This is a genomic window from Aquimarina rhodophyticola (assembly GCF_042434915.1).
Lineage (GTDB): Bacteria > Bacteroidota > Bacteroidia > Flavobacteriales > Flavobacteriaceae > Aquimarina.
Genome location: NZ_CP170198.1, coordinates 2,812,233 through 2,825,166 on the forward strand (window position 1 = coordinate 2,812,233; position 12,934 = coordinate 2,825,166).

Annotated in this window: 8 protein-coding genes; 6 read left to right on the forward strand and 2 right to left on the reverse strand. The window is 36.6% G+C overall.

Annotated elements, in window-relative coordinates:
* The first annotated feature begins 26 nt into the window (after positions 1–26).
* The 5 genes from pdeM to ACE939_RS12165 all read left to right on the forward strand — a co-directional run bounded on the left by pdeM (position 27) and on the right by ACE939_RS12165 (position 6,211).
* Positions 27–665: a ligase-associated DNA damage response endonuclease PdeM gene (gene pdeM / locus ACE939_RS12145; RefSeq protein WP_378185852.1), complete on the forward strand. Its 639-nt coding sequence runs from the start codon at positions 27–29 to the stop codon at positions 663–665.
* Between the two features lie 91 nt (positions 666–756).
* Entirely contained in the window at positions 757–1,554 is a 798-nt protein-coding gene (locus ACE939_RS12150; RefSeq protein WP_378185853.1) for a tryptophan-rich sensory protein, read from the forward strand.
* 384 nt (positions 1,555–1,938) lie between these two features.
* A complete protein-coding gene (locus ACE939_RS12155; RefSeq protein ID WP_378185854.1) occupies positions 1,939–5,097 on the forward strand; it encodes a DUF5123 domain-containing protein in 3,159 nt (1,052 codons plus the stop codon).
* A 232-nt stretch (positions 5,098–5,329) separates the two neighbouring features.
* Positions 5,330–5,860, forward strand: a complete 531-nt coding sequence (locus ACE939_RS12160) for an RNase A-like domain-containing protein (protein ID WP_378185855.1) — start codon at positions 5,330–5,332, stop codon at positions 5,858–5,860.
* A gap of 78 nt (positions 5,861–5,938) precedes the next feature.
* Positions 5,939–6,211 (forward strand): hypothetical protein, encoded by a 273-nt coding sequence (locus ACE939_RS12165; protein ID WP_378185856.1) that lies wholly within the window; start codon positions 5,939–5,941, stop codon positions 6,209–6,211.
* 432 nt (positions 6,212–6,643) lie between these two features.
* On the opposite strand, the gene ACE939_RS12170 is transcribed toward ACE939_RS12165, so the two are convergent.
* Both ACE939_RS12170 and ACE939_RS12175 read right to left on the reverse strand, forming a co-directional pair.
* Complete coding sequence (locus tag ACE939_RS12170; RefSeq protein WP_378185857.1) at positions 6,644–7,345, reverse strand: hypothetical protein; 702 nt, start codon at positions 7,343–7,345, stop codon at positions 6,644–6,646.
* Between the two features lie 461 nt (positions 7,346–7,806).
* Positions 7,807–9,156 carry a dihydrolipoyl dehydrogenase family protein gene (locus tag ACE939_RS12175; protein ID WP_378185858.1) on the reverse strand — a complete coding sequence of 450 codons (1,350 nt, stop codon included), beginning with the start codon at positions 9,154–9,156 and terminating at the stop codon, positions 7,807–7,809.
* Positions 9,157–9,534: 378 nt separating this feature from the next.
* Here ACE939_RS12175 and mfd point away from each other — a divergent pair, with 378 nt between their 5' ends.
* Positions 9,535–12,879, forward strand: coding sequence for a transcription-repair coupling factor (gene mfd / locus ACE939_RS12180; protein ID WP_378185859.1), 3,345 nt, complete (start codon positions 9,535–9,537; stop codon positions 12,877–12,879).
* Positions 12,880–12,934: the final 55 nt, after the last annotated feature.

Sequence of the window (12,934 nt, forward strand, 5' to 3'; positions counted from 1 at the left end):
CAGTTAACTTCACAGTATTACAAATCATGCCTCAACCCCATACAATTTTAAATAACACTTTTAGTTTTCACCCCTGTGGTGGATTGTATTGGCACGAGACCGATATGTTACTTATAGCCGATGTGCATTTAGGTAAGGTTTCCCATTTTAGAAAACATGGAAGTGCTGTGCCTCATCAAGCAATTCAAAAAAATTTTGATCGACTTGATGCTATTATTGAACAATTTGATCCTGCGGTGATAACTTTTATGGGAGATTTATTTCATAGTAGCTTAAATAATGAATGGAAGTTATTTGAAACGTGGGTAGCAGTACATTCGAATCGTAAAATCGTTCTTATCGCTGGCAACCATGATATCATTTCACCCCTACACTATGAAGCCTTAAATATTTATAGTACTGATGAGTGGGCAATAGGAAATTTTTTATTAACTCACCATCCCGAGACACGTGCTGGCTTCTTTAATTTTTGTGGCCATATACATCCAGGAGTAAAATTGCAAGGTTTGGGACGACAAGTACTCAAATTACCATGCTACTTTGAGACATCAGATCAAATGATTTTGCCTGCTTTTGGTGAGTTTACGGGGCTATACATTCTTACACCCGACGAGACCGATAAAGTGTTTGCACTAACAAAAGAAGAGGTTATTAAGGTAACTTAAAACAGGATGTTAAACTCCTCACAATTTCCATTTCTAGCGTGAGTATTAAAAAAGCTTCCTTAACTTTCTGTATTATTATAACCAATGTACAATGCAGAAAAAATTATCGGTTCTCAATCTCATTTCGGTACTCCTTGTGATAGCAGTTAATTATAGCGCACAAGTTTTTAGGTTCAACAATACTACAATTGGAGAGCTTAGTAAACAGTATGCTAATTTATTTACACCAGCGGGCTATGCTTTTTCTATTTGGGGGTTGATTTTTATCAGTTTATTGACATACAGCCTTTTTCAAATACGCAGAGCTTTTTTTAGTTCTAAAAAATCAGGATTTATACTCGCTACAAGCTATTGGTTTTTTAGTGCAAATCTACTTAATGTAGCTTGGGTACTAGCGTTTACTTATGACTACACGGGTATTTCTGTCTTAATAATGTTTGCACTACTCTTCTCTCTACTTAAAATTGTACTCGCAACTAATATGGAACGTTGGGACGCTCCTATTGAGATCATCGCATTTGTATGGTGGCCTATTTGTTTGTATAGCGGTTGGATTGCTGTCGCATCGATTGCCAACACTTCGGCATACTTAGTTAAAATAGATTGGGGTGCCTTAGGTTTGTCAGAAATAACATGGACGATTATTATGATAATCGTCGCTGTATTGGTTAACTTGTTTATGCTTGTTACGCGCAATATGAGAGAATTCGCTCTAGTAGGCGTATGGGCACTGATTGCTATATATGTTAAACAAAATACGTCACACCCTTCAATTGGAATAGTAGCCTTGATTGGTATTGTCCTACTTATATTGGCTGTAGCACTACATGGTATTAAAAATCACAAGACAAATCCCGTGAAAAAATTAATAGAACGGTATCAGAACTAACTTATCTGAAACTCATTCTTCTTTATCTAAAACGAATTCTCAAATGCTTCTTGCGAATTCTATATTATTACATCTCATTTACTAATTATAATTACATTTATCCCATCAATTCACCCCAAATATAATTGATAATGAAAAATGTAGTTACTAATTTAAAGAAAGTTCTTCCTTTAACTTTTATAAAAAAAGGGAGAACTTTTATTCCTCAAAATGTTAGAAGCATTCTTTTTCTAACTGCCATATTAACCAATACATCCTGTTATATGGTCACTGATCTCAAAAATCTCTCTTAATTCTTTTTAACCTATTGTGATGCTAGTACTATAGCAATCAATATAAATATCATTTTATCGAATAATTAATTACTAAACTAAAATTACCCAAATGAAACATCAAAAATTATTTAATCTCTTGCTACTAGCATTTCTTATGACGGGAATGCTTAGCGCACAAAACATTTATGTGTCCAAATCGGGAAACAATAATAATAGTGGAACTTCAGAAAACAATGCTTTACTTACTATACAAGCAGCAGTAAACAAAGCAAATCCAGGTAATACTATCTTAGTGGCATCAGGAACATATAATGAGAAAATAACATTTCAAGGCAATGCAGATTCTGGTAGTGCTGGTCAATATGTTACATTACAGGCAGCTTCTAATAATGTAGTGATCTCTGGTTCAGGATTATCTGCATCTGGCAGACAAGGTCTTGTAAATATTAATAACGCTAGCTATATCAAAATTATAGGTTTTGATATTAAAGATTTTCAAACCTCAAGTAGCAGTCAAAGCCCTATAGGAATCTATGTTGTAGGATCTAGTTCTAATATAGAAATAGCCGAAAACAAAGTTCACAATATCAAGCACAACAGTACATGTTCTGATTGTGGTGTAGGTGCACATGGTATTGGTGTATTTGGTACCACTTCCAATGGTATCAAGAACATTACGTTGCGTAACAACGAAGTATATAACAATGTCCTACAAAGTAGTGAAGCATTTGTTATCAATGGTAATGTATCTGGCTTTTTGGTTAAAGACAACTATGTACATGACAACAATAACATTGGTTTTGATTTTATTGGTTATGAAGGCGAGTGCAACTGCGACGAGTCTGAGGATAGAGTACGTAATGGATTGGTAATAGGTAACATCGCAGAAAATAATAGTTCTGTAGGAAACCCTTGGTATGGCAATGATGCTAGTGCTGGTGGTTTTTATGTAGATGGAGGTACCAATATTGTTTTTGACCGTAATATTTCTTCTGGTAATGACTTAGGTTTTGAATTTGCCAGCGAACACGTAGGTAAAAAAACTGAAAATATTATCATGTCTAACAACCTCGTATTTAACAATACAGAAGTAGGTGTAGCTATGGGAGGTTGGAACAACACGAATACAGGTAGTGCCGAAAATATTTATGTTGTTAATAACACTTTCTATAAAAACGATAATGGCTGGGGTACAGAAATTACTTTTCAATATAAAGTAAAGAATGCAACCATTGCTAACAATATCATCATGGGCTCATCTAATGTAGGCTCTAACATGTCAGGTTTAACTAATAGTGGTAATGCTAACATTACATTTAATAAAAACCTATGGTGGGGTAATAGTACTTCTGGGCAAAACAACTTACCTGGTTCAAAGGTAGTTGCAAATCCTATGTTTAAAAACCCTGCTAACGGTGACTTTACAGTAACTAACAATTCTCCTGCAATAAATGCTGGACAAGCTACAGCTAGTATCTCTAGTTGGTCTAACGCTTTTTGGGATGAGTATTACACAAATGGTACTATTCCGTTAAGTGGTAACAAAGACTTAGACAATAATAACCGAATCAAAAATACTATTGATTTAGGTGCTTACGAATTTGGAGCAACAGTTGTTGTTCCTCCAACAGCACCAGCTGCACCTTCTAATTTAAGTGCTACGGCTAGCAGTACTTCTAGAATTACACTTGTGTGGAATGACAATGCTGATAATGAAACTGAATATCGTATTGAGAGAGCACCAGGTACTGGTAACAATTTCTCTCAAATTGCAATTGTAAATGCAGATGTTACTACGTATCAAGATGGTAATTTAACTGCTGGTACTACATATTCTTACAGAGTAATTGCATACAATACAGCGGGAACGTCTTCGTATAGTAATAAAGTCGAGGCTACAACAGCGCCTATTAGCTCGCCACTGCCTGCTCCATGGGTTAATGGTGATATAGGTAACCCTACAATCCAAGGAAGCGCATCTTACAACAATGGTACATTTACTATTAATGGAAGCGGTAGTGATATCTGGAATAACGCAGACCAATTTCATTATATGTATCAATCGATTACTGGTGACGGAGAGATCGTTGTAAAAATGAACGATATCACCAATACTAATAACTGGGCAAAAGCGGGAGTAATGATTAGAGAATCGTTAACTGCAGGATCCAAGCATGCAATGCTAATTGCAAGTTATAGTGAAGGATTAGGATTTCAGAGAAGAGTCTCCAACAACGGCGGGACTACTCATACATCTGCTACTGGTACCACTCCAGTTTGGCTTAAGTTAACACGCTCTGGTGATGTAATTAGCGCATCGTACTCTACCAATGGTAGTAACTGGACATTAGTTGATCAAGAAACGATCGCTATGAACGAGCAAGTATATATCGGTTTAGCAATGACTAGTCATAATAATGAAGAGTTAGGAACTGCTACTTTTGATAATTTGAGTGTACAAACAGGTACACCTGATAGTTCTATTTCAATTACTGTTGATGGTAATGTTTCAGACTGGGATAATGTACCAAGTCTTGCTACTAACGGAAACGGTGGTTTAACTACACTTAAAGCTTATGATGATGGCGAATATCTATACATCATGGCTCAAGGAAGTACAAGCACTAACGCTATCTTTTTCTTAAACACAGATGATGATACAGCTACAGGTTACAAAAATGGATTATGGTCTCCAGAAGGTAGTGATTATAATATCGAGAACGGAACTTTATATACGTATACTGGATCTGGAACTTCTTGGAACTGGAACAATGTTTCTAACACCGATATTACTTATGTAAAAAATGCATCTGTAATAGAGCTTAGAATAGCTAAATCAAATATTAATAATCTTGCTGGAAGAATTGGTATTGGCTTAGATGTCGAAAACAGTTCATGGAACACAGTAGGTACGATTCCTGCTACTGGTAATCCTCTTGCATACTATTCATTTGAAACTTTAAGTGCTTTATCAAAAGAACCAATACCTGCAGATACAGCAGTAATAAAGGCAATTGCACCTAATCCTTTTATCAATGCTGTTAGCTTTGAAATGATTACCGAGGTACCAAATGAAGTTTCTATAGCAATTTATAATCTGCAAGGAAACAAAGTAAGAACCTTAAAACGCAGAGCAAAAGGAAACGATACCTATACCTATACGTGGAAGGGTAATAATAAAAATGGTAAAACTGTACCATCTGGTATCTATGTTGCCAAAATTGTTATGGGTGCTACTGTTAAAAATGTAAAAGTCATTAAAAGATAAGAACAACTATTAACCAACCAACCCAATCATACTAACTAACCACTGACCACCCCTTTAGGAAAATTCCTAAAGGGGTTTTTTTTTGTTTTTAAACTACGAATATTCATTTTTTAACGTTTATATAACATAAGCATAAGCTACAGATACCTAAATCAATCAATTAGATAACTATTTTAGCAAAGCACAAAAAATATGTGCTTGTATTTTTTTATAAACTCTTAACACAAACCCTATGAATTTTTCAAAATTATCCCTGTACACACGTACCCTGCTCACCGGTATTTTTATTACTCTATCTTTTATTTCTTGTGAAAAGGACTCGCTTTATTCTCCCGAAGAAATACAGGAAGTTCAGGATGTAAAAGAAATATCTGATACATCACTACAAAAAAACGCTGGATTTTTACGTCAACAAGAAAGTCTTGGCGGACACACCATTGAGCGTCATGTAGCCAAATCAACTGCATATCTACAAAACCGCCTCAACACAAGTTCTATAAGTGCTGCTAGTACTTTTAATGAACTTAATCAAGCTGGTCAAGTTATTGTAAATGCTATTAATGCAAATAGCAGTAAAGTAAATAATTGGGTTAACGGTAGTGGATCCAGGCTCACCCTTAATTACACACATCATAGAAACATAGGGGTTGTTTTACGTAGAGGACAATCCTCGCCAACACCTTCAAGTAAATTTTTGGTGGTATTACAAAAACGTTCAAATGCACCTAATGGATATTATGTACTTACCTCCTACCCTAATTAACGTTATTTTTATTTAACGTAGATCCGAAATCAATGATACTTCCTATTTTTGATTTCGGATTTTTTAATACAGCACATTATGTTATATGAAAACTATGCACATCTATATCAATTCTTTACTGGATATTTTCCTGAAGCAGATTTGGACGGACTTACCGACACTCAAGTAGTAGCACTTTATATCACAGAAAATGAACAAGATGTTATCACAAGTACACATCAAGAATTACTACGCGTTATGACCGATACAAGTGTATGGAACGAAATTGCCGAAGCAGCAAATCGCTATTTTGAAAATGAAAAAGCGTTACAGGCATGGTTAGCAATGATCGCAAAACAGTTTACCCTATAATCTAAGCAATACGGGTAATATAAGAAAGATCATTTAAGAGCTTGTAACCCAGTATTCGTCCTTTTGATATAAATTCTACATAGTTTCAATGAGATCCAAAAAGTTTCCTGTAACAGTTAGCTCTCGCTTAGAGCCAACACATAATTCTCCTGTAAGATAAAATCACATTCTGAGGAAGTGTTTATAGTGTCCAGGCAGGGTATACAGTGCTCCTGCGACACTTGGCACCCTTCCTGTGAGCTTTGTACCCCTCCCATGGTCGCAGGACAAAGTATCTACTACCATGGAAGACTTACTATCCTCGCAGGAGCACATTATAACTATGCAGGAAGATTTGCAGGTGTCCCCGGAAGGTACAAAGTGTACCCTGCGAAGCATACCATACTCGCAGGGAGTAACACCTAGTGTTGCCAGAATGTGATTTTTAAGAAATTATCGTTGGTAATAGCGACTTACATAACCTTGATAACGTTCGGGTTGCTTTCTAAACGCATATTTACCGCTTTGACGAATCTCGTCGACCGCTTCTTTCATATGCGTATATGTTTTATCCCGCATCATTTTGGCCTCGCTGTTATCCATTACAGAACCATTAGCTTTGGCAAGTAATTCTGCCATAGCATCGGCATCTGTAGCTGCTTTGTTCAATAGGGTAGTATCAAACTTAATTGTTTCGAGTAGATCAACATTATCTTTACCCAGAGCACTAAGGTCACTTAGATCTTGAATCATATCGGCATGACCAGTACCATCTGCTACCTCGCCAACCCTACGTATAAGATCACTACGTTTACGAAACGCAAAGCGAAACGCTTGTAGCAACTCATTACGCAGTGCATACGCAGTTGGGGATTGCTCATCCCATTCTTTTTGAGCCTCTTCACGATTGTAACGCTCGAGATACCATTGTGATTGTGCGTAGCGCAATGCGCCTGCACGTATAGGTAAATCGGTCACATACGTTTCTAGATCTAAGCCAACGTTGGTGAGAGCTTCTTGATCTTGAGTTGCCCAGTGATACAGATCCTCTGCCTCTTGCAAGGCGGTATCTATGGGTAATCCTGGGGTTAGAATTTGATCATTGGTGATGTTTGCAAGTACTTCCTGCTTGCTGTCATAATTGTCTTTTGACATACCGTTTTGGTTTTAAAAGTGAATAATTAAATTAAAATTTATCGTTGGTGGGGTATGTTTCTAAAAGTGTTTATTGGTTAAAATGTTTATTATGTTACTATATCATTTATAAAATCTAACGCGCGTACCGAGAGATGCCATACTTATTTGTATGGTGATGTTAAACTTCTGTAATGTGGTGGGGTGTTGTGTATTTGGGATGTGACTAAAGTATAAAAAGTATTGAAAATGCAGCTCAAAAATTGGTGAGCCTTATTAACAAAGTTTTTAACATGAGGGAGTTAGACGACACATTGACTCTCGTGTATCGCTTCAGGACTCAAGAAAAATCCTTTTTGGATGACTCTGTATTTGATCACCACATTCTTTAAAAAAAGCATGTGAACTTTAGACAAAAAACTCAATTCAAATGAGATCTAAATCAAGGGCTGTATCTGCTCTGCTATAGTAATACAACAGTATCACACCATATACTGGATATCACCTGCCCAGCTTGGATAACTAAAGATCATTTCTTTTAACTTGGTCGTAGTAATACCTTGCTCAATTGCCATCATAAATAGATTGATAATTTCGCCCGCTTCGGGACCAACCAGATGGGCGCCAAGAATTTTATCGGTATCAGTATCTACTATAGTTTTATATGCATAATAGGATTCATTAATCCGCTTAGCATTATAAAACTTGGCGGCACTACGATTAAGAACTGTTACCTTGTTATACTGTTTACGTGCCGCTGCCTCAGACAATCCTACCGAGGCGATATTAGGTAGTGTAAATGCCACCGATGGCGTCACAGGAAAACGAGCTTTGGTTGAGTTACCTTCCAAAATATTTTGTGCTACCACGGCTCCCTCGTTACCAGAAAATGGTGTAAGCGGCACGGCATGATCTGATACATCACCACAGGCATATACATTTTCATTACTTGTGTTTTGCAAATAAGCATCAACTTCGATTCCGTTTTTGTTATAGGTTACATTACCATTCTCTAATGCCAATTTTGAGATAGATGGGACACGCCCAGTAGTATTAAATATTCGTTCGGCCTTTATACTAGCTTCTTTATCATCTACAGTGTAGTAAACCCGTTTGTTCTTTTGTAATGCTTCAATACGTGTTACAGATGCATTAAAGATAAAGGTGATCCCAATATCTTCTGAAGCTTTAACCAAGTAAGCCACCATATCTTTATCAAAATTGGAGAGTGGGCGATCTCCATGATCAATTATAGTTACTGTAACTCCAAATCGTGCTGCTATATGAGCAAACTCCATCCCGATATAACCAGCGCCTATAAAAACCATTGTATCGGGTAGCCTATCCTGATCTAAAAAATCATCACTCACCAAGGCCAAATCTCCTCCCTCGATATCCAGAGGCCTAGGGATTAATCCAGTTGCTATTACAATTTTTTGCGCATTTACTGTTTTACCCTCTACAGATAAAGTAGTAGGATCGATAAATTTTGGAGCTTGATGATACAGGGTTATATCCTTCTCCTTGAGATCCCTTTCGGTCACGGCAGGAATGGCATCGGTAAATGTTTTCTTAAAATTTTGTACTGCTGTCCATGACAATTTTGGTAAGTTAGTTACCCCTTTGCCTTGCAATCTATCGGCTGCTTGTATAACCTCGGTTACCCCTAACAACACTTTTTTGGGATCACACCCGCGATTGGCACAGGTTCCACCATATTCTCTATCATCTGCAATGGCAACTTTAAGGCCTTGTTCAGCACAGTCATCTGCTACTTGTTGACCCGCAATACCACTTCCTATTACAAAAACGTCAAACGTTTCATTTTTCATACGCCCTACTCTTAGTATTTTGATTCAATATCTGCATTTATTACGAAGTAGAATGCGGCTTTAAGCATACTTTAGCATTTATTCCAAAAGCATGTTATCACTCCCTTATTTCAATAACCAACGTATTGTAATTTATGAGTTGTACAAACAGCTTTTATGTAGCTTCCCCTATATTTTGAGAAGCACTAGTGCTAAGGTTTGCTTCGGCTTTTAGTTGACTAATACTTTTGACACTAATAAAGAGCTGTATATACAGTACACAAGCCTTCAAACAATTGCGGTGTGATAAACAGGTGTTAAGAATACGTTTAATGGATTAATTCTTTTCTCTTGAAGTTATAAAGAGTGTTATATTTGCTTTTAAAAAATCGTATAGTTTTGAGTAAAACTAAGATCACACAGCACTATGCACAGTCTCAGCAACAGCTCAAACTGCAAAAAGCGCTATCCCAATCCCAAGCAAACATTCATTTACAAGGCCTTATAGGCTCTGCATTATCTTTTACTATAGCCAACGCTTTTAAAGAAGGAGAACAACCCTATCTCTGTATTTTTGATGATAAAGAAGAGGCTGCCTATTACTTAAATGATTTAGAACAATTACTGGGGGATCAAAATGTTCTTTTCTATCCTGGTAGTTACCGTAGGCCTTATCAAATTGAAGAAACTGATAATGCAAATGTACTACTGCGAGCAGAGGTACTTAACCGCATTAATTCTCGCAAGAAACCGGCACTTATTATCACCTATCCCGATGCGCTATTTGAAAAAGTGGTAACACGTAAGGAGCTTGAAAAAAACACATTAAAAATAAAAATTGGCGATACGCTCTCACTGGATTTTGTAAATGAGGTTTTATTTGAATATAAATTTAAAAGAGCCGATTTTGTTACCGAACCAGGAGAATTTTCGGTACGTGGTGGTATTGTAGATGTATTCTCATTTAGTAATGATGAGCCCTACCGTATTGAGTTTTTTGGGGACGAAGTGGATACGATAAGAACTTTTGATGTAGAAACACAATTATCTACAGAACAAGTCAAAAAGGTTACTATTATTCCTAATGTCGAAAATAAATCGATGCAGGATTCTCGCGAAAGCTTTTTGAAGTATATAGCGTCCAAGACCGTTATTTTTGCCAAAGATCTTGAAATACTTTCTGCACGTATTGATAAAAATTTTAAACAAGCTTACGAAGCTTTTGAAAAATTATCTAAAGACATTAAACGGGGTACACCAGAAGAGCTTTTTAGTTCTTCTGAAATGATACGAAAGCAATTATTGGATTTTACGCTTGTAGAATTAGCCAAACGACCTTTGACAAAAGCTGACTATGTAGTAAAACATGCCATAAAACCGCAACCTTCATTTAATAAACAGTTTGATTTATTAATTCAAGATCTTAATGAAAATTATGAACGTGGTTTTAAAAATTATATCTTTTGTGTCAGTGAACAACAAGCAAAACGTTTTCACGATATTTTTGATGACTCTGATCTTGATGTTAAACAATATGAAACAATTGTTTTCTCAGCCTATCAAGGATTTATCGATGAAAATGCTCAAATCGTTTGTTATACCGACCATCAAATTTTTGAACGCTATCATAAATTTAATCTTAAAAATGGTTATGCCAAAAAGCAGGCTATTACGCTAAAAGAATTAACAAATCTCGAAGTTGGTGACTATGTTACGCATATCGATCATGGTATTGGTAAGTTTGGCGGTCTACAAAAGATTGATGTTGAAGGCAAAAAGCAAGAAGCTATCAAATTAATATATGGAGAGCGTGATATTCTATACCTTAGCATTCACTCACTCCATAAGATATCCAAATTTAATGGTAAAGACGGCAAACCTCCGCAGGTTTACAAATTAGGATCAAAAGCCTGGAAAACACTAAAACAAAAGACCAAAGCTAGGGTTAAACATATCGCCTTTAACTTGATACAGCTGTACGCCAAACGCCGAACGCAAAAAGGTTTTCAATATGCTCCAGATAGTTATATGCAGCATGAACTGGAAGCCTCGTTTATCTACGAAGATACACCAGATCAAAGCACGGCTACCGAAGCGGTAAAATCAGATATGGAAAGTGAACGCCCTATGGATCGCTTAGTATGTGGTGATGTTGGTTTCGGTAAAACCGAAGTTGCTATTCGTGCAGCCTTTAAAGCAGTTGATAACGGTAAACAAGTAGCCGTGTTGGTACCAACGACGGTACTTGCTTTTCAACACGCAAAAACATTTAGAGAACGACTTAAAGATTTTCCGGTAACGGTAGATTACGTAAATCGTTTTAAAACTGCTAAACAGAAGAAAACTACACTCGAAGAACTTGCCAATGGTAAAGTAGATATCATCATAGGTACGCACCAACTGGTGAATAAAAACGTACAATTTAAAGATCTTGGATTACTTGTTATTGATGAGGAACAAAAATTTGGAGTGGCAGTAAAGGATAAATTAAAAACAATTAAAGAAAACGTAGATACCTTAACACTTACAGCAACGCCAATACCCCGTACTTTGCAATTCAGCTTAATGGCTGCCAGAGATTTATCAACCATTACGACGCCACCACCTAATCGCTATCCTATCGAGACCAATGTAATTCGATTTACCGAAGAAACGATACGTGATGCAATTAGCTATGAGATTCAGCGTGGCGGACAAGTTTTCTTTATCCATAACCGAATCGAAAACATTAAGGAAGTTGCAGGCATGATCCAACGTCTTGTTCCTGATGCCAAAGTCGCAGTGGGTCACGGACAAATGGAAGGCAAAAAACTAGAGGATTTGATGCTTTCGTTTATGGACGGTGAGTTTGATGTGTTAGTCTCAACCACTATTGTTGAAAGTGGTTTGGATGTACCTAATGCCAATACGATCTTTATTAACAATGCCAATAACTTCGGTTTGTCTGATTTGCACCAGATGCGTGGTCGTGTAGGACGAAGTAATAAGAAAGCCTTTTGCTATTTTATCACACCCCCCTACTCTGCTATGACCGATGATGCCCGTAAGCGCATTACAGCTCTTGAACAATTCTCTGAATTAGGTAGCGGAATCAAGATCGCAATGAAAGATCTCGAGATTAGAGGAGCGGGTGACTTACTTGGCGGGGAACAAAGTGGATTTATCAATGAAATTGGTTTTGATACGTATCAAAAGATTTTGAATGAAGCTATTGAAGAACTAAAAGAGAATGAATTTGCTGAGTTGTATCAGGATGAGAAAAAGGATAAGGTATATCTCAAGGATACACAGATAGATGCCGACTTTGAGTTACTATTCCCCGATGATTATATTAATAACATTACAGAACGTCTTAATCTATATACCGAATTAAATAGTATTAAATCTGAAGCAGCACTTCAAGCATTTGAAAATAGATTAGTAGATCGTTTTGGAGAATTACCAGATACCGCCCTCGATTTATTGAACTCTGTTCGAATTAAGTGGATCGCGACTTCGATTGGTTTAGAAAAAGTTATTATGAAGCAAGGAAAACTTATTGGCTACTTTATTAGCGATCAGCAATCTGGTTTTTATCAAAGTCCGACCTTTACCAAAGTTTTACAATTTGTACAAACACATCCAAATCAAGTTAAAATGAAAGAGAAGAAAACCAGAAATGGTTTGCGCCTCTTACTCACCTTTGAAAAAATAACTACGATCGATCGTGCGCTTAAAGTGTTGGAGCCGTTGGATTTTAAATAATATCAAAAATGATAAAAAGCATCTTCTAGATGTTCGATGCTGGTATCAACTTTTT

Bases quoted from the DNA above. Each gene is read 5' to 3' on its own strand.
- ACE939_RS12150 (WP_378185853.1), top strand. From the start codon at position 757: ATGCAGAAAAAATTATCGGTTCTCAATCTCATTTCGGTACTCCTTGTG.
- ACE939_RS12160 (WP_378185855.1), top strand. From the start codon at position 5,330: ATGAATTTTTCAAAATTATCCCTGTACACACGTACCCTGCTCACCGGT.
- pdeM (WP_378185852.1), top strand. From the start codon at position 27: ATGCCTCAACCCCATACAATTTTAAATAACACTTTTAGTTTTCACCCC.
- ACE939_RS12170 (WP_378185857.1), bottom strand. From the start codon at position 7,345: ATGTCAAAAGACAATTATGACAGCAAGCAGGAAGTACTTGCAAACATC.
- ACE939_RS12155 (WP_378185854.1), top strand. From the start codon at position 1,939: ATGAAACATCAAAAATTATTTAATCTCTTGCTACTAGCATTTCTTATG.
- ACE939_RS12165 (WP_378185856.1), top strand. From the start codon at position 5,939: ATGTTATATGAAAACTATGCACATCTATATCAATTCTTTACTGGATAT.
- ACE939_RS12175 (WP_378185858.1), bottom strand. From the start codon at position 9,156: ATGAAAAATGAAACGTTTGACGTTTTTGTAATAGGAAGTGGTATTGCG.